Raw genomic sequence first — 25,405 nt, 5'->3', positions numbered from 1 at the left:
ACGTCGCCCCTGGCCGCCCGGCAACCCGCCCGGGGCTCGGCGCGCTCGTCGCGGTGCTGCTCTCCTTCGCCGCTGCGGCGGGGCTCTACGCCTCGTTCGTCGGCTCCGGGCCGGCCCTGGCGGACGGGGCACTGCTGCAGGACTCGCTCGAGATCCGCTCCGGCGGCCTCACGGGCCTCGCCGTCGTCGTCACGAACGTCGGGAACACGACGTCGATGGCCGTGCTGGCCGTCGCGGTGGGCGCCTGGTGCTGGTACGCGGGGCGCCGTGCCGACGCGGTGCTCGCGATCGGCGCGATGGCCGGAGGCGCCGCCCTCTTCCGCACGCTCAAGGAGGTGCTCGACCGGCCGCGGCCACCCGCCGCGCTCCGGCTGGTGGAGGCCACGAACGAGTCGCTGCCCTCGGGGCACGCGACCATGTCGATCGTGGTGATCGGCACCGTCGTCGTGCTCGCCTGGGCCCGCCGCGCCGCGACGACACGGGCGGCGCTGGTGTCGGTCGCCGTGGTGTGGGTCGGAGCCGTCGGGGCCACCCGCATCTACCTCGGGGTGCACTGGTTCAGCGACGTCGTCGCGGGCTGGCTCGTCGGGGCGGCCTGGCTCGCCCTGTGCGTCGCGCTGTGGAGCTGGTGGCGCACCCGCCACCCGGAGCCCGCGCTGGTGGAGTGACCCCGGGGGAGTTCAGGAAAGCCACTTTCCGGAACTGTGAGGGCCTGAAAGTGGCTTTCCTGAACCTGGGCCGGCGCCCTACGGCACCTGGGGACGGCGTCCCGGCTCCTGGCGCGGCATGCTCTGCTTCCCGATCGGCGCTGCGGGGGGCGGGAGGGTCGCGGCCTCGTACTGGGCCAGGTTGTACTGGCCCGTGGTGTCCGGCAGCAGGGGCGACTCCGCCGCCCTGTTGAACCGGAAGACCGAGGTCAGGTCACCGACGGCGCTCCGCCGCCACGCGCTGATGTTCGTCTCGATCACACCCGTGACCTGCTCCAGCAACCGGAGCTGCGACGTGTGGTCGAACGTCTCGGAGCAGACGTAACCACCCACCGTCCACGGCGAGACGACGATCGCGGGCACCCGGAAGCCGAGCCCCACCGGCAGCCCGCCACCCACCTCCCCCGTCACCGAGGTCTTGGTCACGAACTCGTCCGGCGTCCCGGGCGGCGGGGTCGGCGGCAGGACGTGGTCGAAGATGCCGTCGTTCTCGTCGTAGGAGAGTACGAAGACCGTCTTCGCCCAGACGTCGGGGTTGGCCGCGATCGCGTCGATCTTGCCGGCCACGAAGGTGGCGCCCGCTGACGGCAGGTGGGCCGGGTGCTCGTCGAACTGTGACGGCGGCAGGATCCAGCTGACGGTGGGCAGCTTGTCGTTCATCGCGTCGTACTCGAACTGCCCGACCGGCGTCGGGTCCATGGCGTGTTTGGCCAGGTCGGAGCCGGGAGCCGCCTCGTTGTACTGCTTGATGTGCTGGATCGCGGGCAGCCCGGTGGCCCCGCCCGGTTCGTGGTAGATCCGCCAGCTCACGCCGGCCTTGGTCAGCCGCTCGGGGTAGGTCGTGAACGAGTAGGCCCCGTTGGGGGCGCTGGTGGTGAGCGACGGGCCGCCGGCCACCCCGTTCGGGTCGATGGTGCCGGCCATCCACATGTGCCGGTTCGGCCCCGTCGGCCCGAGTACCGAGCAGTGGTAACCGTCGAGAACGGTGAACGCATCGGCGAGGGCCCACTGGAACGGGATGTCCTCCCGCGTGTAGTAGCCCATGGTGAACGGGCCGACATCGTTGCCGTCGGCGGCGCGGTGGGCGGGCAGCCAGTTGTCCATCCGGCCGCTGTTCCACGCCTGGTGCTGCACGACCCAGCCGTGGTCCGTCGACGGGACGGCCTGGCCCGAGCTGATCCGGGTGTTGAGCCGGAAGGGCATCAGGTAGCCGTCCGGGTTGCCGGGATCCGGCTGCTGGAACACCGAGCGGCCGCCACCGATCTGCATGGCGTGCGGGTCACCGAACCCCCGCACACCCGGGAGCATCCCGTAGTAGTGGTCGAAGCTGCGGTTCTCCTGCATGAGCAGCACGACGTGCTTGATGTCCCCGAGCTTTCCGCCCTTCGGCGGCGGTGCGGCGAGCGCCTGGCGGACGTTGGCGGGCAGGGCGAGGGAAGCAGCCGCGAGGCCGCCTGCCGCGGCCGCCGAGCCGAGCAGCCGACGGCGCGTCATCCTGGGTGTCGGACGTGACGGTTCGGGGTTGTCAGTCATCGAAGGTCCTTTCACAAATCGGCCGATGGCCGCAGGGGGAGCACTTCGACGCTCGTTCGTGCGCATGACGATCACGCCCGCCGGTGGATGTCCGCGGGCCGAACTTCAGCTGAAGCTGTTCACGCCTTGCAGAAAGATCGGTAATTCGCGATCAATGGGGCATTCACGCCTTTCCCGTGATGCCGGTCAGGCCTGCTCGGCGGAGCACCACCACGTCGAGCGGCCACCCACGGTGCCGTGCACCATCGGGGCCCCGCAGCGCGGGCAGGAGGCGTCGGCGTGCCGGAACGGGATCACCTCGCCCGTGTGCACCCCGCCGTTCGCGATCGCCGCCTTCAGCGCGCGCTCCAGTGCGTCGTACAGCCGGTCCAGGGTGGCGCCGCCGAGCCCGCTTGCAGGGGCCGACGGGGAGACCGCGGCCTGCCACAGCGACTCGTCGGCGAGCAGGTTGCCCACCCCGGCGAGCACCGACTGGTCGAGCAGCCGGGCCTTGACCGGCGCCTGCCCGCGACCGACCCGCGCGCGGAACTCCTCACGCGTGATCATCTCCGCGTCGGGCCCCAGCAGCGAGAGGTCGGGGTCGAGGCGCACACGTCCGAGGCGGCGCTTGTCGAACAGCCGCAGCCGGCCCCCGTCGGTGAACGTGACGGTGAAGCGGTCCCACTCCGGCTTGCGCGGGGTGCGGTCCGGGCGCACCGGCTCACCCCCACCCCGCTCCTCGCCCGCACCCGACACGATGATCCGCCCGCCCATCCCGAGATGGACGCCGAGGTGGGGACCGGGCCGGCCGTCACGGCCCTCGGTCTCGCAGTACATCGTCTTGCCGAGCCGGTGCGCCGCCGTCAGCCTGCCCCCGACGAGCACGCGCGCGATGTCGCCGGGGCGGTGGGGCCGGCACACCCACTCGTCGGAGTCGTCGACGGACCGGATTTCCCGCCCCAAGGCAGCCTCAAGGGCCTGGCGCGCACTCTCGACCTCGGGCAGCTCCGGCACTCCCCCAGTCTGACGGCAGCGCCGGATACGCGCCGACCGCGCGCGTTCCGGAGCCGTAGTGCTGTCGGGACGGGGGCGGGAACAGCACTGCGGCTCCGAACTGCAGGGACGGAACACCTGGGGGCCGGGGCGTGTTGGGGCGCTCGTGGGCCGATCACGGGTACGGGCGCCGGAACTCACGGGGCGGCGCTGGCTGAACACCGGAGGCGAGCCGCTGTCCCTCGCCGAGCTGCGCGGGAAGATCGTATTGCTCGACTTCTGGACTTTTTGTTGCGTAAATTGCTTACACGTTATCGACGAGCTGCGTGAGCTGGAGGAGCGGTTCGCCGACGTGCTGGTGACGGTCGGGGTCCACTCGCCGAAGTTCGTGCACGAGGCCGACCCGGACGCCGTCGAGGCCGCGGTGGAGCGCTACGGCGTCCACCACCCGGTGCTCGACGATCCCGAGCTCACCACGTGGGACGCCTACGCGGCGCGGGCGTGGCCGACCCTGGCCGTCATCGACCCGACCGGCTACGTCGTGGCGCAGATGTCCGGGGAGGGGCACGCGAACGGGCTCGCCGTGCTGATCGAGGAGCTGGTGGCCGAGCACGAGGCCGCCGGCACGCTGCACCGCGGCGACGGCCCCTACGTCGCCCCGCCGGAACCGGCCACGGCGCTGCGGTTCCCCGGCAAGGCCATCCAGCTGCCCATGGGCACGTTCCTCGTCTCCGACACCGCCCACCACCAGCTCGTCGAGCTGGAGGCGGACCTCGTCACGGAGCGGCGGCGGATCGGCACCGGCGAGCGCGGGCTGGTGGACGGCGTCGACGCGCGGTTCTCCGAGCCGCTGGGGCTCCTGCTGCTGCCCGACGCGGTCGCGGAGACAGCGGGCTACGACATCGTGGTCGCCGACAGCGTCAACCACGCCCTGCGCGGGGTGCGGCTCGACGACGGGCTCGTGACCACGGTGGCCGGGAACGGGACCCAGCTGCGCGAGCGGGTGGACGTCGGCGCGTCGTCGGCGGAGCTGTCGACGCCGTGGGACCTCGCCTGGTGGGAGGACCACGTCGTCGTGGCGATGGCGGGCAACCACCAGCTGTGGTCGTTCGATCCGGTCTCCGGCGCCGCCACGGTGCTGGCCGGGACGACCAACGAGGGCCTGCGCGACGGCGCGCCCGGCGAGGCGTTCTTCGCGCAGCCCTCCGGGCTCGCGGTCGGTCCGTACGGCACGCTGTGGGTGGCCGACGCCGAGACGTCCGCACTGCGCACGGTGCTCGACCGGCCCGCGGCGGGCGCCGCGGTGACCACCGCCGTCGGGTTGGGGCTGTTCGACTTCGGGTTCCGCGACGGGCCCGCCGACAGCGGCACCGAACCGGCGCTACTGCAGCACCCGCTCGGCGTCGCGGTGCTCCCGGACGGCTCGGTCGCGATCGCCGACACCTACAACGGCGCGCTCCGCCGCTACGACCCCGACACGCGGACCGTCACCACCCTCGCCCGGGACCTGCAGGAACCGAGCGACCTCCTCGTCGACGGCGACGCGCTCGTGGTGGTCGAGTCCGCGGCCCACCGGCTCGTCCGCGTGCCGATCCCCGCGAGCACCCGCGTGGACGGCGGCGCGCACCGCGTCCGGCGGCCGCGCACGGACCTCGCGCGCGGTGCGCTGGCGCTGCGGATCGACTTCATGCCGCCGACGGGCCAGCACCTCGACACGCGCTTCGGCGACCCCACGTCGTTGACGGTGACGGCGTCGCCGCCGGAACTGCTCGCCGACGGCGCAGGCACGGCGACGGGCCTGGCGCGGGCCGTCCGGTTCGCCGCCGACGCGCCGGCCGAGGGCGTGCTGCAGATCAGCGTCACCGCCGCGGCCTGCGACGACGGCGACGGCGTGTTCGCCGCCTGCCACCGCTACCAGCAGGACTGGGGTATCCCCGTGCGTCTCGTCGACGGCGCACCCGACGAGCTGGTGCTGGACCTGCGGGCGGTGCACCGGTAGGCCGTCTCGGTCAGCCCGCCTATCCGCTCAGGACGGTGCCGGCCAGCCCACCCGGGATGGGCATACCCAGCGCCGCCCGCCGCGCCGTCTCCACGAACCCGCGGACCAGCGGCGCGTCCATGTCCTTGCGCCAGGCGACGGAAAGGGGCGACGCGGGCAGCTCCCGCACCGGGATGAACGCCAGCCCGGGCCGGTCGTAGAAGCGCTGGGTGGAGGCCTGGGTGAAGGCCATGCCCCGGCAGGCGAGGATCGCCTCGAAGCACTCGTCGACGGTGGTCACCTCGGCACCCAGCCGCACCGGCCGGCCGGCCCGGCAGTCGGTGGCCAGCCAGAAGTCGCGCCAGTACTCCGGAGCCCGGCGGGCGACGAAAGGCTGGTCGGCGACCTGCTCCAGGCTGATCTCGTCGAACTCCGCGAGCGCGGAGTCGCTCGACACGACCAGCACGCGCGGCTCGACGAAGAGGGTCTCCAGGGCGAGCCAGTCCTGCATCAGCAGCGGCGGCCGGACGAACGCGACGTCCGCGGTGCCCGTGGCCAGCCCGACGTAGGGGTCGGAGAAGTCGTGCGAGCGCATCTCGACCTGGACGCCGGGGTGGCGGATCTGGAAGGCCGACAGGATCCGGGGGGTCAGCTCCGCCGCGGCGTTGGCCTGGAAGCCGACGACGAGAGAGCCACGTGCGCCGTGGGCCGCGGCGCGGGTGAGCTCGGCGGCCCGCTCGGCGCCGTCGAGCAGGCGCCGGGCCTCGACGAGCAGGACCTCCCCGGCTGCGGTCAGCTCCACGTGCCGGCTGGTCCGCAGCAGCAGCACCGTGCCGATGTTGTGCTCGAGCTTGCGGATCTGCACGCTCAGCGACGGCTGCGCGATGTGCAGCCGGGCCGCTGCCCGTCCGAAGTGCAGCTCCTCGGCCACCGCGACGAAGTAGCGGAGAAGTCGCAGCTCCAACGGCGTGTGCACGCTCCCGACCGTAGGCCGGGAGTGGGGCGCCGACCAGTTGCTCCTGCCTATCGATCGGTTGGCGACAGGTATTGGACCCGTGCGTACGGCGGGGAGTCAGATGGGCTCGGAACGCTCAGAGAGGAGCAGCACCATGACCACCGCCACCCGTGCCCCGGCACCTGCCGACTGGGCCCGTGCCTTCACCGAGGCCACCGACGGGGATCCGGAGATCCAGGCGCACGGCAAGTACTTCACCTGCGCCTACCTGCTGGACATGACCGACCACACGTTCGTCGTGCGCGTCGTGTCGGGGAAGGTCGCCGAGATCGCGGTCGACCCCGGCCCGATCGACGTGCCCTACCAGTTCGCCATCCGCGCGAGCGCCGACACCTGGCGAAACTTCGGGGTGCCGGTACCCGCGCCGATGTACCACGGCATCTGGGCGGCCACCTTCCAGCGGGACATGAAGCTCGAGGGCGATGTCCTCGTGCTGATGCAGAACCTCCGCTGCCTTACCCGCCAGATCGAGCTGCTGCGCTCCGTCGGCGTCCCCGTCTGACGTCCCGAACCGAGAGGAACCGATCATGGCAAAGATCTCCCCGGTCACCGGGCACTACGTCGACGTCGAGGTCGACGGTCTGCTGTACAAGGTCTTCTACCTGGAGAACGGCACCGGCACCCCGCTCGTGTGCCAGCACACCGCGGGCTGCCACAACCACCAGTGGCGCGGCCTGCTCGAGGACGACGACATCACCGCGAACTACCGCGTGATCGCCTACGACCTGCCGCGGCACGGCAAGTCGGACCCGCCGGAGAACAGCGAGTGGTGGACCGAGGAGTACAAGCTCACGGCCGACCACTACGCCAAGTTCATCGTGGCGCTGTGCGACGCGCTCGAGCTCGAGAACCCGATCTTCATGGGCTCCTCGTTCGGCGGCAACATCGCCCTGCAGCTGGCCCTGCGGTACCCGGAGCGGTTCTCCGGCGTCATCCCGGTCGAGGGCGCCGACTACTCCCCCGGGTTCTACCTCGACTGGTGGCAGCACCCCCACGCCAACGCCGCGCAGGTCTGCGCCAGCGGCGTGTGGGACCTGATGGCTCCGCAGTCACCCGATGCCGACCGCTGGAAGACCTGGTTCTACTACAGCCAGGGCTCCGAGGCGTTCAAGGGCGACCTGTACTTCTACTCCGTCGACCACGACCTGCGGGACAAGCTCGGGTCGATCGACGGCGAGCGGTGCCCGGTGGTGATGATGACCGGTGAGTACGACTACCTCACCACTCCGGAGGACGGGCAGCGCACCGCGTCGCAGATCAAGAACGCCTCCTTCATCGAGATGAAGGAGATCGGGCACTTCCCGATGAGCGAGAACTACGAGGTGTTCCGCGGCTACCTGCGGCAGGCACTGGAGACCCTGCGCGGCAAGCAGCCGGCGCGGGCCTGATCCCGCCCCCGACCCGGCGACTCGCGGGACGAGAACGGGCGACTCGCGCCGCCGGAACGGGCGACTCGCGGGACAGGAACGGGCGACTCGCGCCGCCGGAACGGGCGACTCGCGGGGGGGTCAGCCGATCGCGCCGTGGGGCAGGACGGCGTGCACGCCCCACGTGTCGTTGGCGACCTGCGTGATGCGCAGGTCGACCGCCGCGCTGGCCACCGCGAGCGCCGTCGCCTTCGCGTCGTCGCCGTCGAGGGCCAGCAGCGCCTGCATCCACACCAGCATCGCGTCGAGGGCCTCGGCCATGGCCTCGTTGAGGTCGGGGTGGAAGCCAAAGGTGATGCGGCCGGCGGGGGTGACGGCGTGGATGCCCGGCGCGGCCGGCTCGGTGATCACGTCGAGGACGACCTCGGTGGTCATCGGGCACTCGATCGCCGTGCCCCCGACCTCCCCGTCGCCCTGGGCCGCATGGCCGTCGCCGAGGTGCAACAGCGCGCCGGGGACCGTGACGGGCAGGTAGAGCGTGGATCCGGCCACGAGCTCCCGACAGTCGATGTTGCCCCCGCCCTCCGCGCGGGGCGGGTTGGTGGAGTGCTCACCGCCCGCGGCCGGGGGCAGCCCGATCACCCCGAGGAACGGGGCGAGCGCCACGCTGTGGCCGCGGTCGTTGATGCCGACGCCCCGCTCGGCGTCGAGCTCCCACAGCAGCCGGGACGGCGGGCCGTCCGCGAGACCCAACCGCCGTGTCAGCCAGTTGTCCTTCGTCGCGGCCGCCGTCCAGCCCCAGTCGCCGGGCCGCATCGACAGCAGACGCACCGCGAGCACGGTGCCCGGCTCGGCGCCATGCACCTCGATCGGGCCGGTCAGGCAGTGGCCCCGCCGCGGCTCGAACATGAGCGGCTGGACCTCGCCCGGCTTCTGCTGGCGCTCCAGGTGCCCGATCGCGTCGAGCGACCGCACCACCACGGTGTCCCCCGGCTCGACGGCGAGGACGGGCGCCGTGTCGCGGCTGAAGACGTCGACCGTCGTCTCCGGGGTGGGCTCGAGGCGGTGCTCGGTCATGCGGCTCCTTCTGCGGACACCGGGTCAGTGCCGTGTGCGGCCGGGGCGACGGCCGATCAGGATTGCGATGCCCGGACGGAGCCCAATTCGACCGCGCTCCAATCCGACCCTCACCCCAATTCGGTCTGAACCCCAATTCGACCCATTGCTGGCATTTCGCCGCTATCGTATCCGATACCGAAAAGAATCGGATTTACCTGAACGAACGAACGCAGCAGCCAACTACCTGCCCGGCTCAACATCGACGGTGGATCCAGGCTCGGGGCTGGTCGGCAGGGCGGCGGCGAGGTCGCCCAGGCCGGTGAGGGTGTCGGCGAGCACGACCCGCTCGGCGTCGGTCAGGGCGACCGCGCCTGCCCGGGTCAGGAACTCCATGGCGCCGCCCGGATCGTCGGTCCTGGCGGCGAGTTCCGCCCGGTAGGCCAGGGCGTTGACCAGGTCGACCGGCGTCGACGTGGCCAGGTCCCGGCCGAGCGCGGTGTCCAGGATGCGCACACCCTGCTCGGCGGACCCACGCGAGTCGCCCATGACCACGGCGTTGTCCAGGGCCTTCCCGAGCCTGCTCCGGGCCGGCTCGGCGGCAGTGGTGTCGGCTGCGGGTTCGCCGGCGGCGGCGAAGACCCGGATCCAGTTGCCGCCCGGGTCGATGACGGTGAACCCGGACAGGTTGTCGGCGTTCTTGCGCAGGCGCGGCCGGGTCATCCGGGGGATCCCGGCGACCAGGATCTTGCCGTGGGCCGCGCGCATCCCCGCGGCGAAGGCCCGGTACAGCTCCCCGGTGTCGGGCACGATGACCAGACAGGACCCGTAGGAGTCCGCGGGGTCGAAGCCCGGGATGCCGAAGAACTGCAGGTCGATGTCTGCGCGCCGCAGCGCCACGCACGGGTTGGGGCGGGTCTGGTAGTAGGTCCGGGTGAACCCCAGCATCGCGTAGAACGCCTCGATCTCGTCGATGTCCGGGCAGGGCAGCAGGGGCACGGTCTTCTCGTTGGCCACGGCGACCTCCATCGTGCAGCGTACCGTACGCTGTACCGAGAATAGTACGGTACAGTGTACGGAAGCGGCAAGCCGCGCCCCTCGCACTCGGCGGGCGCGACGGACATCTGTTCAGCAGGAAGGCACGACCAGTGGCTCGACGTTCCCCGGCGCCCGACCTGGCCCGCAGCATCTACCTGCTGTGGGGCCACCATCCCAGCCCGGGACGCTCAGGCCTGACGGTGCCCGCGATCGTCACCGCCGGTATCGAGATCGCCGACGTCGACGGGTTGGACGCCGTCTCGATGCGGAAGGTGGCCGACCGGCTGGGCGTCGGCGCGATGTCGCTCTACGGGCACGTGCCCGGCAAGGACGACCTCACCGCGCTGATGGTCGACGCGGTCTACGCCGAGCTCTACGGCGATGACGGGAACGGCGGCGGGGATGTGACGGCCGCGAGCCGGGTCGGCGACTGGCGCGCGGCGATGCGGTTCGTCGCCGAGCGGAACTGGGCGCTCTACCAGCGGCACCCGTGGCTGCTGGACATCCGCTCGTCCCGGCCGACCCTCGGGCCGCACGTCAGCCGCAAGTACGAGGTAGAACTACGCCCGCTCGACGGCATCGGCCTGTCCGACGTCGAGATGGATGCCGCCCTCACCCTGGTGCTCAGCCACGTCGACAGCACGGCCCGCGCGCACCGCAATGTCTCGCGGACCCGGACCGAGTCCGGGATGTCGGATGGCGAATGGTGGGCCGTCGTGGCCCCGGTCCTCGACCAGGTCATGGCCGACGACGACCTCATCGTGTCCGCCCGGGTCGGTGGCGCGGTCGGTGCGCAGTTCGACGCCGCCCAGCATCCCGAGCACGCGCTGACCTTCGGCCTGGACACCATCCTCGCGGGCATCCAGGCCCGGATCACCTCGCCGGGCCCCTGAGCTCAGGCCCCCAGCCAGGTGAGCACGGCCATGACGCGCCGGTGGTCGTCCCCCGAAGGGGGCAGTCCGAGCTTCGTGAAGATCGAGGAGATGTGCTTCTCGACGGCACCCTGGCTGACCACCAGCGTCCGGCCGATCGCCGTGTTCGTCCGGCCCTCGGCCATGAGTCCCAGCACCTCGCGCTCGCGGGGCGACAACGTGGCGAGCGGATCGCGACGCCGCCGGTGCGCGAACAGTGCCGAGACGACCTCGGGGTCGAGCACCGTGCCCCCGTCGACGACGCGCTGCAACGCGTCGGACAGGTCGGCGAGCTTCGCGACGCGGTCCTTGAGCAGGTAGCCGACGCCCCCACCCGCGGTGAGCAGGTCCGAGGCGTAGGACTCCTCGACGTACTGCGACAGCACGAGGATCGCCGTCTCCGGTGCCGAGCGGCGCACCTCGAGAGCGGCCCGCAGACCCTCGTCGGTGAACGTGGGCGGCATCCGGACGTCGACGACCGCCACGTCCGGCCGGTGCTCGTGCACCGCCTCCACCAGCGCCGTGCCGTCCCCGACCGCGGCCACCACCGAGGCGCCCGCCTCGTCGAGGAGCCGGACCAGCCCCTCCCTCAGCAGGAGCGAGTCCTCCGCCAGCACCACACGCACCTAGTGATCCTCCCCCGGTCCCGATTCCCCCAGCCCGACGAGCGGGATCTCGGCGGTGAGCACAGTAGGGCCGCCGGGCGGGCTCACGACGTCCAGCCCACCCTCGACGGTCGCCAGCCGGTCGGCGAGCCCGGCCAGGCCGTGCCCCTTGCCCAGGTGCGCCCCGCCCCGGCCGTCGTCGCGCACCTGGACGAGCACGCGTTCCCCGTCGGCGCTCACCAGCACCGTGCACAGCGTGGCGTGCGCATGCTTGGCGACGTTGGTGAGGGCCTCGGTCACCACGAAGTAGGCCGTGTTCTCGACGGCCGCCGCCAGCCGTCGCCCATCGGGGAGCGCGACGTCGAGGGACACCTCCACGGGGCAGCGGGCCGCGGCTGCCGCAAGGGCCGGCCCGAGCCCGCGGTCGGCGAGGATCGGCGGGGCGATGCCCCGGGAGAGTGCGCGCAGCTCACCCAGCGCCTCCCGGCTCTGCTCCAGCGCCTCGGCGACGAGGGGCCGCGCCTTCTCCGGGTCGTCGTCGAGGCGGCGGGCCACGGTCTCCAGATCCATGTTGAGCCGGACGAGGCGCTGCTGCGGACCGTCATGGATGTCGCGCTCCAGGCGCCGCAGCGTCTGTGCCTCGGCCTGCACGGCAGCGCGCCTGCTCGACTCCAGCTGGGTGGCGCGGGCGCGCAGCGCGGCGGTCTGGTTGGTCAGCAGACCCCGCACCAGGCCGGCACGGGCCGCGACGAGCCCCCGCACCACGAACGGCGACGACGCCACCATCACCGCGCCCAGCACGGTGTTGATCACGATGTCGCCGAGCCGGCCCTGGACGCCGGTCAGGAGCCAGAAGAGGCCCCCACCCTCGCCGTCGTCGGGCAGCGCCCACTGCCAGGTGATGTAGAGCAGGGCCCCCAGCCCGCTCACCGTCCACGCGACGCCGATGACGAACGCCGCCAGGCGGACCGGGAAGGCGACGACGGCGTACAGCAGGTCGCGCCACGACTGCGGTTCGGCCAACGCTCTGAACAGCCCTCCGATGCCGCGCCCCCTCGGCTCGCGGTAGTGATGCGGGGGCAGGGCCCTGCCGGTGGCCCACTCGGTGGACCGGCGCTCGACGACGGCGAGCCCGCGCGCGGCCCGCAGCGTCAGCACGAGCACGGGCAGCCCGACCCAGACGACGAGCGTGCCCACGCCGACCGCGAAGCCGACGACCGCGAGGACGAACGCGACGATGCCCAGCGGGAGGCCGGCGAGGAGGTAACCCATCCCCCGCCAGAACTTCCCGCCCCCCACCGCTCCTGCGACGGGCGACGCGGCGGGTGGCGATGCGACTTCGGTCATGCCGGTAACCCTCGCCCCTCGTCGCGGCCGCTCCCAGCCGGTGCACCTCCGCAGGAGGGTAGGGCCAACCCGAACCTGGACGCGCCCCTAATCTGCCGTTCATGACAGAGGACGTCTGGCAGGCGGTCGACGGTTACTTCTCAGGACTGCTCCTCGAACCCGATCCGGTACTCGACGCGGCACTGGAGGCCAACGCCCTCGGCGGTCTCCCGGCGATCGACGTGTCCCCGGCGCAGGGCAAGCTGCTGCACCTGCTGGCGTCCTCGATCGGCGCCCGGCGGATCCTGGAGGTCGGCACGCTGGGCGGCTACTCGACGATCTGGCTGGGGCGCGCCCTCCCGCCGGACGGCCGGCTCGTCACGTGTGAGATCGATCCGCACCACGCCGAGGTGGCCATGTCCAACCTGGCCATGGCGGGCCTCGCCGAGATCGTGGACGTCCGCGTCGGCCCGGCGACCGACTCGCTCGGGGCTCTCGACGCCGCTGTCGACGGCCCGTTCGACCTCACGTTCATCGACGCCGACAAGGCCTCCAACGTGGAGTACTTCCGGCATGCGCTGAGGCTCTCCCGCCCCGGCAGCATGATCATCGTGGACAACGTGGTGCGGGCCGGGCGGGTCGCCGACGCCGGGAGCACCGACGCCTCGGTCCTCGGCACCCACCGGCTGACCGAGGCCGTGGCGCAGGAACCGCGGGTCAGCGCCACGACGATCCAGACCGTGGGATCGAAGGGCTACGACGGCTTCCTGCTCGCACTGGTCCGGTAGGCACAGCCGACGGTGAGCGTCATCTCACATCTGACTTGCTAAATCAAAGTCAGACCTAGCCTGGGGTTCATGACAGACGCACCGACAACGACACGAAGCATCCGCAGGCTGTCCGTCCCGCTCGGGCTGCCCTACGCCGAGGGGGTCCGCCGGTTCGAGGAGCTCCTGCCGGCCGTCGACGTGGAGCAGTTCACCACCCTGACGAGCTGGGACGACGTGGTGGCACTCGCCGGCCGCGCCGCACCTCTGGGCCTCATGCGCTTCTGGACGCTCGACGTGGCTCCACTCATGGTCGGGCGCGCCGGGCGGGAGTGCGTCGAGTACCTGGTGGGCAACCACGTGATCGCCGAGCGCATGTACCGTCACGATCGGGTGGCCATGCTCTACGCACCGCTGCGGATCCTGATCCACGCCGACGCGGCAGGCGACGCGGTCTTCGTGATCGACCAGCCGAGCAGCCAGTTCGACAGCCTCGGACAGCCGGAGATCGCTGCTGTCGGGCGCGAGCTCGACGGGAAGATCGCCGCGGTGCTCACCGCGCTCGGCGCCGAACCGCCTGCGGCCCTCGCCGGCTGAGTCGAAGATCCCGGCCCCGGCCGTTAGCGTTGCTCCGGGTAACGAGCGACGGGGGAGATCGACGTGGAGCCTTCCGACCTGACCGACGTGCTGTCCGCTGTGCGCACGTTCATCCGCAGGGAGGTCGTGCCGCTCGAGGAACAGATCGACGTCGAGGACGCCATCCCCGCGCGGATCATCGCCACGTGCAAGGAGATGGGGCTCTACGGGTTCGCGATCCCCGAGCAGTACGGCGGCCTCGGGATGACGCTCACCGAGGAGGCCCAGCTCGCGTTCGAGCTGGGCTGGACCACCCCGGCGCTGCGCTCGCTGTTCGGCACCAACAACGGCATCGCCGGGCAGGTGCTGCTGGTGGGTGGCACGGAGGAACAGAAGAAGTCGTGGCTGCCGCGCCTGGCGTCCGGCGAGGTGACGGCGTCGTTCGGGCTCACGGAGGCCGACGCGGGCTCCGACCCGTCCGGGCTCGCCACCACGGCGAGGCGCGACGGCACCGGCTGGGTGATCAACGGCTCCAAGCGCTACATCACGAACGCCCCGGTCGCCGACGTGATCATGGTGTTCGCGCGCACCAACCCCGAGGCAGCTGGCAACCGCGGCATCTCCACGTTCCTCGTGCCTGCCGGCACACCCGGGCTCTCCATCGGGCCGAAGGACCACAAGATGGGCCAGTTCGGGGCGTGGACCGCCGACGTCCACCTCGACGACGTGCGCGTCCCCGCCGAGGCGCTCGTCGGTGGGGACGCCGGTCTCGACCAGGGGTTCCTCACTGCGGCGAAGTGCCTCGCGCACGGGCGCGCCCACATCGCGGCGCTGTGCGTCGGGATGGCCGGGCGGCTGGTGCACGAGTCGGTGGAGTTCGCGAAGACCCGCGAGCAGGGTGGGCGCCCCATCGCGTCGTTCCAGCTGATCCAGGGCCTGATCGCCGACTCGGTCACCGACCACTACGCGGGCCGGGCACTCGTGCTCGACGTGGCCCGCGCCTACGACGCCGGCTCCGACAAGGTGCAGGGGCCCTCGGCGGCCAAGTACTTCGCCAGCGAGATGGTGGGCCGGGTGGCCGACCGCGCCGTGCAGGTGCACGGCGGGGCGGGCTACATCCGGGGGGTCGCGGTGGAGAGGTTCTACCGCGACGCCCGGCTGTTCCGGATCTACGAGGGCACGAGCCAGATCCAGCAGGTGATCATCGCCCGCCAGGCGCTGGGGAAGGCGGCCCGTGGCTAGCCGACCTTGAGCTGGGTCGTGCGGCCCATCAGGCGCAGCACGACCAGCACCACCACACCGACGGCGAGCCACACCAGGCCGCCGATCTTGGCGTTGGCGTCGGAGTTCACCAGCACGTAGCCGATGATCACGAAGCCGCACAGCGGCACCACGAGGTGCAGCCCGTACGTCCGCTGCCGCTGCTTGATCAGGTACCACGCCACGACCGACAGGTGCAGCACCAGGAACGAGAACAGCGCGCCGAAGTTCACCAGCGACGACAGCAGCCCGATCTGCCCGACGAAGAACAGCCCGAGTATCAGGCTGACCACCGACACGAGCAGCACCGCGCGCTCCGGCACCCGGCGGGTGGGGTGCACGTGTGCGAGGAACTTCGGCAGCTGGCGGTCGCGTGCCATCGAGAACAGCAGGCGCGACGTGGCCGCCTGCGCCACCAGGGCGTTGGCGACGGCCCACCCGAGTGCCGTGGCGATGGCCACCAGCACCTTGAACCACTCACCGCCGACCAGCGCGGCCACCGTGTAGAACGCCTCGTTGGTGGCCGTGTCGCCGACGAACTCCGTCTGCCCGGGTACGAGCAGCGCGGCGAGGTAGGTCTGCACGATGAACAGTGCGGCCACCAGCGTCAGTGCGAGCACGGTCGCGCGCCCGACCACCCTGGCGCCGCCCCTGGTCTCCTCGGCCATCGTGCTGATCGCGTCGAAGCCGAGGAACGACAGCACGGCCACCGACAGGGCCGCGAAGATCAGGCTGGGCTGGAACACCTCGGGGTTGAAGAACGGCGTGAACGTCCAGGTCGCCCCGTTGACGCCGCGCGAGATGGCCACCACCGCCAGCACGACGAACAGCGCCAGCACCACCAGCTCGCCGAGCAGGAAGATCTTGTTCGTGCGCGCGGTGGTCTCGATCCCGAGCAGGTTCACCACGGTGTTGACCACCACGAAGAGGATCACCCACACCGCCTGCGGCACGGCGGGCAGCACCGAACCGAGCGCCGCCGCACCGGTGACGTAGAGCAGGGTGGGGACGAGCAGGTAGTCGAGCAGGATCGCCCAGCCGGCGAGGAACCCGGCCGCCGGATGCAGGCCGCGCCCCGCGTAGGCGTACACCGAGCCCGAGATCGGGAACGCGCGCGACATCTCCCGGTAGCTCAGGGCCGTGAAGATCATCGCAACGAAGCCGATGACGTAGGTGAGCGGCACCATGCCCATCGACGCGTTGAAGACCACGCCGAAGATCGCGAAGGGCGCGATCGGCACCATGAACACGAGCCCGTAGACGAGCAGGTCGCGCAGGGTGAGGCTGCGCCGTAGCTCCTGCTGGTAGCCGAACTCGCTCAGGTCGCCGCCCTCGGCGGCCTCGCTGGTCGGACGCTCGGTGCTCACGCGCCGGCCTCGAACTGGGTCATCGTGCTTCTCGTTCCTCGACGTACCTGCCCGGCGGAGGCTCGGGTCGCCCGATCATCACCTGTGCTCGATCCCCGGTTCGTATCGATCTGGTTTCCGGACGGGACGAGCGGGATGAACGGGAACGAATCGTTCACACCGACGCGAGAACCGCCGCTGCGTCCACCACCTCGATCAGCGGGGAGAAGAGGCCGAGCACGTGCAGGGCCGCGGCGTGGCTGCGGTCGTCGGCCCCGGCACAGGCGTCGGCGACCACCCGGACCGCAACCCCGGCGTCGGCAGCGGCGAGCGCGGTGGAGACCACACAGCAGTCGGTCGAGACTCCGGCGAGCACGAGCACGTCCTCCCCCACCCGGGCCGCCAGGTCGGGTCCCCACTTGGAGAACGTCGTGGCGTCGACCGTCGGGCCCGGGTCGGCGAAGTCCGGGACCAGGTCGTAGAGCGGCGACTCGGGCCGGACGAGAGCGAAGGACCAGCGTGCGTAGTAGTCGCGCCACGCCCCGGACGGCTGCTCCGGGGCGAGGAACCGCGTGAACGTCACCGCAGGCGCCAGGGCACCGGCCAGCGCCTGGATCCGCGGCACGATCTCCGCGAACCGCGGGGTGGCCCACTCGCTGCCCGGGTCGGCGAACACGCGCTGCATGTCGATCACCACCAGGTGCGCCGTCACGTGGTGCGAGCCTCCTGCTGCCGGATCGCCGCCCGGCTCCCGACGAGCGTGGCCACGAACGCCACGACCAGCGCGATCAGCACCCCGAGGTTGGCACCCGCCCACGCCCCCTCACGGCCGCCGAGGCTGAGCGGGCCGAGCAGGTAGCCCTGCCAGGCCAGCCAGCCCGCTGCGCTGTTGGTGACCAGGCCCCAGCCCAGCACCGTGCACACCACGACCACCGCGATCGGGACCGGCCGGACGTCGCCGTAGCGACCGGACGGCGAGAAGAGGTCGGTCTCGGCGTAGTCCCGGCGGCGCAGCGCGATGTCCGCGAGCATGACCCCGCACCAGGCCGCGACCGGCACACCGAGGGTGATGAGGAAGCCGGTGAACTCGTCGAGGAACTCCCCGCCGAAGAACACGACGTACACCGTGCCGACCACCATGATCGCGCCGTCGATCAGCGCGGCCGCGTAGCGCGGTATCCGCAGCCCCAACGCCAGCAGCGCCAGCCCCGACGAATAGATGTCGAGCACCGCGCCGCCGACCAGCCCCAGCACCGCCACCACCACGAAGGGTACGAGGAACCAGGTGGGCAGTGCGTCGGCGAGCGCACCGATCGGGTCGGCCGCGATGGCCTCGCTGAGGCTGGGTGACGAGCCGGCGAGCAACAGCCCGAACGCGAACAGCAACACCGGCGCGAGCGACGAGCCGAACGTCGTCCAGCCCACGACCCCGCGGCCCGAGGAAGCGCGCGGGAGGTAGCGGGAGTAGTCGGCCGCGGCGTTGACCCATCCCAGGCCGAAGCCCGTCATGAGGAACACCAGCGCCCCCACCACCTCCTGGGTGGAGCCCGCCGGCAGCGCCATGACCGTGGGCAGATCGACCCGGCCCGCGACGAGACCGATGTAGACGACGGTGAGCACCGCGGTGACCACCGTGATGACGGTCTGCAGGCGCATGATCAGGTGGAAGCCCAGCACGCCTGCCACGACGATCAACGCGGCCACCACCACCAGCGCGACGATCAGGGTGGGAGTGCCCCCGCCCCAGCCCAGCCGCTGGAACACCGCGGCCGTCGCCATGGTGGCGAGGATCGTGAGCACGGTCTCCCAGCCCACCGTCAGCAGCCAGGAGATCGCCGTGGGCAGTTGGTTGCCGCGCACGCCGAACGCCGCCCGGCTGAGCACCATGGTCGGCGCCGAGCCCCGCTTGCCGGCGAGCGCGACGAAGCCGCAGAGCAGGAACGAGAAAACGATCCCGAGCACGCCGGCGATGACCGCCTGTACGAACGAGATGCCGAACCCGAGCGCGAACGCGCCGTAGCTCAGCCCGAGCACCGAGACGTTGGCGCCGAACCACGGCCAGAACAGCTGACGCGGGCGACCGGTGCGTTCCTCGTCGGCGACGACGTTGATGCCGTTGCCCTCCACCTGCAGGACACTCGTGCGCGGCGCGGGTGCCGCGGCCGTCCGCTCATCGTCCGACGCGTTCTGCACGACCACGGCGCCTCCGCTGTAGATGATCGGCCGCACGGTAGGTCGGCGCCCGCTCCCGGTCAACGCGTATCACGTAACCAGGACTCAAGGGTGATCCCGACCCGGACAGCACGACGCCGCACGGGCCCGTGCGGGCCGGTGCGGCGTCGGGAGAGCTGAATCAGTGCTCGGCGGGCCGGATGTGGTACTCGAACACCAGGCCGCCGACGGCGAGCAGCACGAGCACGCCACCGATGACCAGGAGCCACACATAGAAGAACGCCAGCCCCACGCCGAGGATCGCGGCCGACGCGGCCACGGTGATCGGCCAGTAGCTCCCCGGTGAGAAGAAGCCGACGTCGCCGGCGCCGTCGGAGACCTCGGCCTCCGGGTTGTCCTCGGGGCGCGTCTCCAGGCGCCGCGACACGAACCGGAAGTACGTGCCGATGATCAGCGACAGGCCACCGGTGAGGAACAGCCCGACGATGCCCACGACCTCGTGCGTGAGCACCGTGTAGACGATGGCCGCGATGAAGAAGAAGACCGTGATGATCTCGAAGATGCGGGATTCGACCTTCATGGCGTACCTCTCAGCTCCCCGCGGAGATCGGCTCGGACGCCGAACGCTGCGTGCGGTCGGTGCTGAACGGATAGGTGGTGTAGGCCTGCGGCGTGCACAGCTGACCGCAGTTCATGGCGCCGAGCGCCTCACCGGCGGTGTAGGGCGCGCCCGTGGCCGGGTTGATCTGCTCGCGCAGCGTGACCCACCGGTCGTACAGCGCCGGAGACAGCGCCCTGACCTCGAAGTTCATCATCGCGTGGTACGCGCCGCACAGCTCGGCACACCGCCCGACGAAGGCACCCTCGCGGTCGATCCGGTCGATCTGCCAGACGTTGTCCTGGTCGTTCTGCTCCGGGTCGGGGAAGACGTCCCGCTTGAACAGGAACTCCGGCACGAAGAAGCTGTGGATCACGTCGGTGGAGCGCTGCGTGAACTGGATGCGCCGGTCGGTGGGCAGCACCAGCAGCGGGATCGTGTCGGACGTGCCCTGCGTGGTGATCGGCTGGCCGTTCGCCCCACGGGCGTCCGGGTAGTCGAAGCGCCAGTTCCACTGGAACGCCGTGATGTCCACCCGGACGTCGGGGTTCGGCAGGTCCCGGTCGACGTAGTTCTGCACGTTGACGGTGAAGCCGAACAGCACCGCGACGATGATCGTCGGGATGACGGTGAAGACGACCTCGATCGGCAGGTTGTACTGCGTCTGGCGCGGCGGGGTGTCGTCGTCGCCCTTGCGCTTGCGGTGGAACGCGATCGCCCAGAACATCGCGCCCCAGGTGATGGCCCCGACGATCAGCGCCGCGATCGCCGACCAGGTCCACAGGTGACGCATCGCCTCGGCCTGCGGCGTGACCCCGACGGGCCATCCGAACCGCAGTACCTCGTCCACCGAGCAACCCGTGGTGAGCGGGATGACCAGAGCGGCCAGGGCGACCAGCTTCGCCACCCGACCGCGACCCGGGAGCCCGGATCCACGGTGCTCTCTCCCGCGCTGTGCTCGGCCCACTGCGCGCCGCCTCCCCAACCCGTCGTGTTCCGTCGGCCGCCGGATACCCCGGTGGCGCGCGCTTGCCCGCCTTCGACCTCGCGTAGAGCCTAACCGAGCAGGCCCCCGATCCGGGTGTCGGGTGGGCACGGGGCCGGCGCGAGTCGTCGGCATACTGGCTCGCTGTGTGTGGACTGCTGGGACTGCTGACCACCCGGGCCGACGCCGGTACCCGGATCCAACCGGTGGCCGCGGCCATGCGCTGCGCCCGTCACCGGGGGCCGGACGAGAGCGGCACCTGGAACGACGCCGACGTCGCGTTCGGGTTCAACCGGCTCGCCTTCATCGACATCGAGCACTCGCACCAGCCGATGCAGTACGCGAACGGTCGATACACGATCGTGTTCAACGGCGAGATCTACAACTACCTCGAGCTGCGCGACGAGCTCATTCACCAGTACGGGGCGAGGTTCGCCACCGCGGGCGACACCGAGGCGATCGTGGCGGCCTACCACTACTGGGGCCCCGCCGCCGTCGGCCGGCTGCGCGGGATGTTCGCGTTCCTCATCTGGGACGCCCAGGAGCGCGTGATGTTCGGCGCGCGTGACCCGTTCGGGATCAAACCGCTGTACATGGCAGCCGGGCCGGCCGGCGTCGCGTTCGGGAGCGAGAAGAAGAGCCTGCTGCAGCTCGCGCCCGCCCTCGGGCTGGGCGCCGCCGGCGTCTCGGCCGACCTCGACCCCGCAGCGCTGCACCACTATCTCCTGCTGCAGTACGTGCCCGAGCCCGCCACGATGCACCGCGCCATCCGGCGTATCGAGTCGGGCACGCACTTCACGGTGCGGCCCGGCGGCGAGGTCGAGCAGGAGCGCTACTTCACCCCCACGTTCCACTCCGGCGCCGCAGCCGGCGGGTCCGCCGCCCTGCACTCCCGGATCGCCGACGTCCTCGCCGACAGCGTGGCCAAGCACATGCGTGCCGACGTCACCGTGGGCGCGTTCCTGTCCGGCGGGATCGACTCCACCGCGATCGCCGCGCTGGCCAAGCAGCACAACCCGAACCTGATCACGTTCACCACCGGTTTCGAGCGCGAGGGCTACTCCGAGGTCGACGTCGCGGCCGAGTCGGCCGCCGCGATCGGCGTGCGGCACGTCGTCCGCACGGTCAAGCCCGACGAGATGATGGCCGCGCTGCCACTCATCGTCTGGTACCTGGACGACCCGGTGGCCGACCCCGCGCTCGTCCCCCTCTGGTTCATCGCGCGCGAGGCACGCCAGCACGTCAAGGTCGTGCTGTCCGGCGAGGGCGCCGACGAGCTGTTCGGCGGCTACACGATCTACCGCGAGCCGCTGTCGCTCGCGCCGTTCGAGAAGGTGCCCGGCGCCGTACGGGGGCTGCTCGGCCGGGCCTCGACCCACCTGCCGGAGGGTATGCGGGGCAAGGACCTGCTGCGCCGCGGCGCCCTCCCGCTGGAGGAGCGCTACTACGGCAACGCCCGCATCTTCCGTGACGAGCACCTCGCCGGGATCCTGCGCCAGTACGACCCCCGTCGCTCCCACACCGAGATCACCGAGGCGCACTACCGCGACTCCGAGGCCTGGGACCCGGTGTCCCGGATGCAGCACGTCGACCTGTTCACCTGGCTGCGCGGCGACATCCTCGTCAAGGCCGACAAGGTGACGATGGCCAACTCCCTCGAGCTGCGGGTGCCGTTCCTCGACCCCGAGGTGTTCGCCGTGGCGTCCGGGCTGCCGCTGTCGGAGAAGCTGGCCGAGGGCACCACCAAGTACGCGCTGCGCCGGGCGCTGGAGGGCATCGTCCCCCCGCACGTGCTGCACCGGCGCAAGCTCGGCTTCCCCGTGCCGCTCCGGCACTGGCTGCGCGACGAGATGTACCTGTGGGCGCGCGACATCATCCGCGACTCCCAGGCCGACCACCTCCTCGACCTCGCCGCCGTCCAGCGCATGCTCGACGCCCACCGCGCCGGCCCGGTCGACCACAGCCGCCGGATCTGGACGCTGCTGGTCTTCCTGCTCTGGCACGGCATCTTCGTCGAGCGGCGGATCGTCCCGGAGATCCCCGAGCCGGCCTACCCCGTGCGCCTCTAGCCGCGTCGCATGATCGTCGCGAGATCCGCGTTTCCGCCCCGCAGAGGGCTAAAACGCGGATCTCGCGGGTGATCAAACGGCCCGAGCCGGCCCAGCCGCCGGCTAGGAAACCGGGCGACTCAGGCGCACGAAACGGGCGACTCGCGGGGGCGGACCGGCCGACGGGAACGGGCGACTCAGGCGCACGAAACGGGCGACTCGCGGGGCCGGGGTCAGGCCGGGAGGACCCGCTCGATCTCGGTGGCGGCGTCGGGGCCGTAGGCGTCGCGGAGGCGCTCCAGGCCGTGGGCGCGGTCCCAGGTCCACTCCTGCGGGCCGTCGGTCTCCAGCACCTGGACGGCGATGAGGGAGCCGAGCTGCGCCGAGCGCTCCATGGACAGCCCGCCGGCGACCGCGGCGAGGAACCCGGCGCGGAAGGCGTCGCCGACGCCCGTGGGGTCGACCTTGCCGGTCTCGGGGACGATGCCGACCTTGAGCGTCTCCGGCCCGTAGATCTCCACGCCCTTCTCCCCGTGCGTGGTGATCCGGATCTCGACCTTCTCCGTGACCTGCGCCTCGGTCCAGCCGGTCTTCTTGAGCAGCAGTTCCCACTCGTAGTCGTTGGTGAGCAGGTAGCGGGCCCCCTCGACGAGGCGGCGGATCTCCGGGCCCTCCATGCGGGCCAGCTGCTGGGACGGGTCGGCCGCGAAGGGCAGGCCCAGCTCGCGGCACTCGTCGGTGTGGCGCAGCATCGCCTCCGGGTCGTTGGCGCCGATGAGCGCCAGGTCGACCCGCTCGACGAACGGGGCGAGGGAGATCTCCCGGGACCGCGCCATGGCGCCGGTGTAGAACGACGCGAGCTGGCGCATGTCGTCGTCGGTGGTGCAGACGAACCGGGCGGTGTTGACGTCCTCGCAGACGAGCACGGCCGAGCAGTCGACGCCGTTGGCCTCGAGGCGGGCGCGGTACTCACCGAAGTCGGCCCCGACGGCCCCCACGAGCAGCGGCGACTGACCCAGCACGCCGAGGGCGAAGGCGATGTTGCCCGCCACGCCGCCGGGGCGGATCACCATGTCGTCGACCAGGAAGCTCAGCGAGAGCCGGTCGAGCTGGTCGGCGACCAGCTGGTCGACGAACCGGCCCGGGAAGTGCATGAGCTGGTCGGTGGCGATGGATCCGGTCACGGCGATAGGCACGATCGAGAACCCTACCGGGCCGCCGACGCAACGAACCCCGGCTGGGGAGCCAAAGCTCCCGGCCGGGGTTCGTGGCCGATCACAACGAGCGGGTGACCGTCAGTTGAACGAGTCGCCACAGGCGCAGGAACCGCCCGCGTTCGGGTTGTCGATCGTGAAGCCCTGCTTCTCGATGCTGTCGACGAAGTCGATGACGGCACCCTGCAGGTAGGGCGCGCTCATCCGGTCGACCCCGACCTTGAGGCCGTGGTACTCGCGGAACAGGTCGCCGTCGAGCGACCGGTCGTCGAAGAACAGCTGGTAGCGCAGGCCGGCGCAGCCACCGGGCTGAACGGCGATGCGCAGGTGCATGTCGTCGCGGCCCTCCTGGTCCAACAGGGCCTTCGCCTTGAGGGCGGCGGTGTCGGTCAGCTCGACGCCGTGCGTCTCGGTGACGACATCGGTCGTGTTATCGACGGTCATGGCTCTCCCAACATCGAGCGCGGCAATGCTGTTCCAACTCGGAGCAGGTTCCGAATCGGCACCTGTCGCCGGTCCGGGATGTTCCGGTTCTGCCCTCATAGTAGGCCCTTGACCCGCTCGTCGGCCCCCCTGTGCCGGTCGGGGTGATCCGGGCCACGCGACGGGGTTTACCGACTCCAGCGGGTGGCGACGCGCTCCGCGAGCGCCGCCAGGGTGCCGGCCGGGTCGGCCATCGAGGCCTCCACGCCGCCGGCGTCGTCGGCCACGGAGTACGCCGAGTCGACCCCGACGGCGGCCGCCTCCCGCGTGCCGACGGACACCTGGCCGGCCAGCACGATGCACGGCACCCCACGGTCGGCCGCCCCCTTGGCGACCGCGGTGATGAGCTTCCCGCGCAGCGACTGCCAGTCGAAGCTGCCCTCGCCCGTGATGGCGAGCTGGGCCTTGTCGAGCTCCTCGTCGAGGCCGACGAGCTCGCGGACCAGGCCGGCCCCGGACACGCGACGGGCGCCGCACGCCAGCAGGGCGGCTCCGAGGCCGCCCGCCGCTCCGGCTCCGGGCTCGTCGCGCACGTCCTGGCCGAGGCCGCGGGCCAGCACGTCGGCGAAGCCGGCCAGTGCGGCGTCCAGCTCGGCCACGGCGGTGGCGTCCGCGCCCTTCTGCGGCCCGAAGACGGCGGCCGCGCCGTGCTCACCCAGCAGCGGGTTGTCGACGTCGGCGGCGGCGACGAGGCGCACGTCACCCAGCTGCGGCACGCCGTCGAGCCGGACGCTCCTGGCCAGGGCCGCTCCCCCGGACGGCACGGGCTCCCCCGCGTCGTCGACGGCCACCGCGCCGAGCGCGGCCAGCATCCCGGCGCCCCCGTCCGTGGTGGCCGAGCCGCCCAGGCCGATCACCACCTCGGTGACGCCGGCGTCCCGGGCCGCGGCGACCAGCTCACCGACACCGCGTGAGGTGACGGTGCGGGCGACGTCGGGCACCCGGCGCTCCCGCGGCACGAGATGCAGCCCGCACGCCGCGGCCGACTCCAGGTACGCCGTCGACCCGATCCGGAGCCAGCGGGCAGGCACCGGGTCCCCGAACGGGCCGGTGACGTCGAGCTCGTGCCACTCGCCACCCAGCGCCGTGTGCAGCACTTCGACGAAACCGGTGCCCCCGTCGGCCAGCGGGAGCAAGTGCAGATCGTCGTCAGGCGCATGGCGCCGCCAACCCGCTGCGATCGCGTCGGCCGCTGCCGTCGCGCTCAAGGTCCCACCGAAGGAGTCCGGAGCCACTACCACTCGCATACTGGGCACCGTATCGCCCGTATGGTTACCCCCGTGAGGTTCCTGCGACGCTCCACACCGACCACCGTCGGTGCCGACCCGACCGAGAACGACGTCGCGCAGGGCCCCGGCGACACCTCTCGCAGCCCCGGCAAGGGCCGTCCGACGCCGAAGCGTCGCGAGGCCGAGACCAGGCGCCGTGGCCCCGCCCCGCCCCCTCCG

The 25,405-nt window shown here is 71.6% G+C and carries 24 protein-coding genes; 9 read left to right on the top strand and 15 right to left on the bottom strand.

The genetic code is table 11. The features are described from left to right. A partial coding sequence (locus tag HF577_RS26770) for a phosphatase PAP2 family protein (RefSeq protein WP_169398727.1) occupies window positions 1–668 on the top strand: 668 nt, incomplete at its 5' end. Window positions 669–746: 78 nt separating this feature from the next. Here HF577_RS26770 and HF577_RS26765 read toward each other — a convergent pair. Next, window positions 747–2,240 (bottom strand): alkaline phosphatase family protein, encoded by a 1,494-nt coding sequence (locus HF577_RS26765; RefSeq protein ID WP_246267344.1) that lies wholly within the window; start codon window positions 2,238–2,240, stop codon window positions 747–749. Window positions 2,241–2,426: 186 nt separating this feature from the next. Continuing rightward, window positions 2,427–3,233, bottom strand: coding sequence for an Fpg/Nei family DNA glycosylase (locus HF577_RS26760; protein ID WP_169398726.1), 807 nt, complete (start codon window positions 3,231–3,233; stop codon window positions 2,427–2,429). A gap of 145 nt (window positions 3,234–3,378) precedes the next feature. On the opposite strand from HF577_RS26760, the gene HF577_RS26755 reads away from it, so the two are divergent. Continuing rightward, a complete protein-coding gene (locus HF577_RS26755; protein WP_312859406.1) occupies window positions 3,379–5,211 on the top strand; it encodes an NHL domain-containing thioredoxin family protein in 1,833 nt (610 codons plus the stop codon). A 19-nt stretch (window positions 5,212–5,230) separates the two neighbouring features. Here the strand turns inward: HF577_RS26755 and HF577_RS26750 are convergent, their stop codons facing one another. Beyond that, window positions 5,231–6,166, bottom strand: coding sequence for a LysR family transcriptional regulator (locus HF577_RS26750; protein ID WP_169398725.1), 936 nt, complete (start codon window positions 6,164–6,166; stop codon window positions 5,231–5,233). Between the two features lie 133 nt (window positions 6,167–6,299). Between HF577_RS26750 and HF577_RS26745 the strand changes: the two genes are divergently transcribed. Together HF577_RS26745 and HF577_RS26740 are read left to right on the top strand one after the other, a co-directional pair. Then, entirely contained in the window at window positions 6,300–6,707 is a 408-nt protein-coding gene (locus HF577_RS26745; protein ID WP_169398724.1) for a hypothetical protein, read from the top strand. Between the two features lie 25 nt (window positions 6,708–6,732). After that, window positions 6,733–7,593, top strand: a complete 861-nt coding sequence (locus HF577_RS26740; protein WP_169398723.1) for an alpha/beta fold hydrolase — start codon at window positions 6,733–6,735, stop codon at window positions 7,591–7,593. A gap of 120 nt (window positions 7,594–7,713) precedes the next feature. Here the strand turns inward: HF577_RS26740 and HF577_RS26735 are convergent, their stop codons facing one another. Next, complete coding sequence (locus HF577_RS26735; RefSeq protein WP_169398722.1) at window positions 7,714–8,649, bottom strand: acetamidase/formamidase family protein; 936 nt, start codon at window positions 8,647–8,649, stop codon at window positions 7,714–7,716. 222 nt (window positions 8,650–8,871) lie between these two features. After that, window positions 8,872–9,657, bottom strand: a complete 786-nt coding sequence (locus HF577_RS38720) for a VOC family protein (protein WP_246267342.1) — start codon at window positions 9,655–9,657, stop codon at window positions 8,872–8,874. Window positions 9,658–9,776: 119 nt separating this feature from the next. Here HF577_RS38720 and HF577_RS26725 point away from each other — a divergent pair, with 119 nt between their 5' ends. After that, complete coding sequence (locus HF577_RS26725) at window positions 9,777–10,559, top strand: TetR/AcrR family transcriptional regulator (protein WP_169398721.1); 783 nt, start codon at window positions 9,777–9,779, stop codon at window positions 10,557–10,559. A gap of 2 nt (window positions 10,560–10,561) precedes the next feature. Here HF577_RS26725 and HF577_RS26720 read toward each other — a convergent pair whose 3' ends face one another. After that, window positions 10,562–11,203, bottom strand: a complete 642-nt coding sequence (locus HF577_RS26720) for a response regulator transcription factor (protein WP_169398720.1) — start codon at window positions 11,201–11,203, stop codon at window positions 10,562–10,564. After that, window positions 11,204–12,529 carry a sensor histidine kinase gene (locus HF577_RS26715; RefSeq protein ID WP_169398719.1) on the bottom strand — a complete coding sequence of 442 codons (1,326 nt, stop codon included), beginning with the start codon at window positions 12,527–12,529 and terminating at the stop codon, window positions 11,204–11,206. A gap of 101 nt (window positions 12,530–12,630) precedes the next feature. Here HF577_RS26715 and HF577_RS26710 point away from each other — a divergent pair, with 101 nt between their 5' ends. From HF577_RS26710 to HF577_RS26700, 3 genes are all read left to right on the top strand, one after another. Beyond that, on the top strand, window positions 12,631–13,296 hold the full coding sequence (locus HF577_RS26710) for an O-methyltransferase (RefSeq protein ID WP_169398718.1): 666 nt from the start codon (window positions 12,631–12,633) through the stop codon (window positions 13,294–13,296). A 69-nt stretch (window positions 13,297–13,365) separates the two neighbouring features. After that, window positions 13,366–13,872: a DUF302 domain-containing protein gene (locus HF577_RS26705; RefSeq protein ID WP_169398717.1), complete on the top strand. Its 507-nt coding sequence runs from the start codon at window positions 13,366–13,368 to the stop codon at window positions 13,870–13,872. Between the two features lie 63 nt (window positions 13,873–13,935). Next, window positions 13,936–15,093 (top strand): acyl-CoA dehydrogenase family protein, encoded by a 1,158-nt coding sequence (locus tag HF577_RS26700; RefSeq protein ID WP_169398716.1) that lies wholly within the window; start codon window positions 13,936–13,938, stop codon window positions 15,091–15,093. On the opposite strand, the gene HF577_RS26695 is transcribed toward HF577_RS26700, so the two are convergent. From HF577_RS26695 to ctaC, 5 genes are all read right to left on the bottom strand, one after another. Continuing rightward, window positions 15,090–16,478 carry an APC family permease gene (locus HF577_RS26695; protein ID WP_169398715.1) on the bottom strand — a complete coding sequence of 463 codons (1,389 nt, stop codon included), beginning with the start codon at window positions 16,476–16,478 and terminating at the stop codon, window positions 15,090–15,092. The genes HF577_RS26700 and HF577_RS26695 overlap by 4 nt on opposite strands. Before the next feature lie 154 nt (window positions 16,479–16,632). Continuing rightward, on the bottom strand, window positions 16,633–17,169 hold the full coding sequence (locus HF577_RS26690) for a cysteine hydrolase family protein (RefSeq protein WP_312859405.1): 537 nt from the start codon (window positions 17,167–17,169) through the stop codon (window positions 16,633–16,635). Further along, window positions 17,166–18,656 (bottom strand): purine-cytosine permease family protein, encoded by a 1,491-nt coding sequence (locus HF577_RS26685; RefSeq protein ID WP_312859404.1) that lies wholly within the window; start codon window positions 18,654–18,656, stop codon window positions 17,166–17,168. The genes HF577_RS26690 and HF577_RS26685 overlap by 4 nt, the downstream gene beginning before the upstream one ends. A 154-nt stretch (window positions 18,657–18,810) precedes the next feature. Further along, window positions 18,811–19,209, bottom strand: a complete 399-nt coding sequence (locus HF577_RS26680) for a cytochrome c oxidase subunit 4 (protein ID WP_169398714.1) — start codon at window positions 19,207–19,209, stop codon at window positions 18,811–18,813. Window positions 19,210–19,219: 10 nt separating this feature from the next. Continuing rightward, window positions 19,220–20,134: an aa3-type cytochrome oxidase subunit II gene (ctaC, locus tag HF577_RS26675; protein WP_312859403.1), complete on the bottom strand. Its 915-nt coding sequence runs from the start codon at window positions 20,132–20,134 to the stop codon at window positions 19,220–19,222. Between the two features lie 224 nt (window positions 20,135–20,358). Between ctaC and asnB the strand changes: the two genes are divergently transcribed. Continuing rightward, a complete protein-coding gene (asnB, locus tag HF577_RS26670; protein ID WP_169398712.1) occupies window positions 20,359–22,281 on the top strand; it encodes an asparagine synthase (glutamine-hydrolyzing) in 1,923 nt (640 codons plus the stop codon). Window positions 22,282–22,493: 212 nt separating this feature from the next. Here the strand turns inward: asnB and HF577_RS26665 are convergent, their stop codons facing one another. The 3 genes from HF577_RS26665 to HF577_RS26655 all read right to left on the bottom strand — a co-directional run bounded on the left by HF577_RS26665 (window position 22,494) and on the right by HF577_RS26655 (window position 25,204). Next, complete coding sequence (locus HF577_RS26665; protein ID WP_211174881.1) at window positions 22,494–23,414, bottom strand: carbohydrate kinase family protein; 921 nt, start codon at window positions 23,412–23,414, stop codon at window positions 22,494–22,496. Between the two features lie 141 nt (window positions 23,415–23,555). After that, window positions 23,556–23,918 carry a HesB/IscA family protein gene (locus tag HF577_RS26660; protein ID WP_169398710.1) on the bottom strand — a complete coding sequence of 121 codons (363 nt, stop codon included), beginning with the start codon at window positions 23,916–23,918 and terminating at the stop codon, window positions 23,556–23,558. Window positions 23,919–24,085: 167 nt separating this feature from the next. After that, window positions 24,086–25,204, bottom strand: a complete 1,119-nt coding sequence (locus HF577_RS26655) for a glycerate kinase family protein (RefSeq protein WP_169398709.1) — start codon at window positions 25,202–25,204, stop codon at window positions 24,086–24,088. Between the last annotated feature and the right edge of the window lie 201 nt (window positions 25,205–25,405).

It is taken from the genome of Pseudonocardia xinjiangensis, assembly GCF_012911925.1.
GTDB lineage: Bacteria > Actinomycetota > Actinomycetes > Mycobacteriales > Pseudonocardiaceae > Pseudonocardia > Pseudonocardia xinjiangensis.
Note: the sequence above shows the minus strand (reverse complement) of the source record. Positions and strands in the feature narration are given on the sequence as shown.

Excerpts from the sequence above, each read along its gene's own strand:
- HF577_RS26765 (WP_246267344.1), bottom strand. The coding sequence starts at position 2,240 with ATGACTGACAACCCCGAACCGTCACGTCCGACACCCAGGATGACGCGC.
- HF577_RS26745 (WP_169398724.1), top strand. The coding sequence starts at position 6,300 with ATGACCACCGCCACCCGTGCCCCGGCACCTGCCGACTGGGCCCGTGCC.
- HF577_RS26740 (WP_169398723.1), top strand. The coding sequence starts at position 6,733 with ATGGCAAAGATCTCCCCGGTCACCGGGCACTACGTCGACGTCGAGGTC.
- HF577_RS26735 (WP_169398722.1), bottom strand. The coding sequence starts at position 8,649 with ATGACCGAGCACCGCCTCGAGCCCACCCCGGAGACGACGGTCGACGTC.
- HF577_RS38720 (WP_246267342.1), bottom strand. The coding sequence starts at position 9,657 with ATGGAGGTCGCCGTGGCCAACGAGAAGACCGTGCCCCTGCTGCCCTGC.
- HF577_RS26715 (WP_169398719.1), bottom strand. The coding sequence starts at position 12,529 with ATGACCGAAGTCGCATCGCCACCCGCCGCGTCGCCCGTCGCAGGAGCG.
- HF577_RS26710 (WP_169398718.1), top strand. The coding sequence starts at position 12,631 with ATGACAGAGGACGTCTGGCAGGCGGTCGACGGTTACTTCTCAGGACTG.
- HF577_RS26705 (WP_169398717.1), top strand. The coding sequence starts at position 13,366 with ATGACAGACGCACCGACAACGACACGAAGCATCCGCAGGCTGTCCGTC.
- HF577_RS26680 (WP_169398714.1), bottom strand. The coding sequence starts at position 19,209 with ATGAAGGTCGAATCCCGCATCTTCGAGATCATCACGGTCTTCTTCTTC.
- HF577_RS26665 (WP_211174881.1), bottom strand. The coding sequence starts at position 23,414 with ATGCACTTCCCGGGCCGGTTCGTCGACCAGCTGGTCGCCGACCAGCTC.
- HF577_RS26660 (WP_169398710.1), bottom strand. The coding sequence starts at position 23,918 with ATGACCGTCGATAACACGACCGATGTCGTCACCGAGACGCACGGCGTC.
- HF577_RS26655 (WP_169398709.1), bottom strand. The coding sequence starts at position 25,204 with ATGCGAGTGGTAGTGGCTCCGGACTCCTTCGGTGGGACCTTGAGCGCG.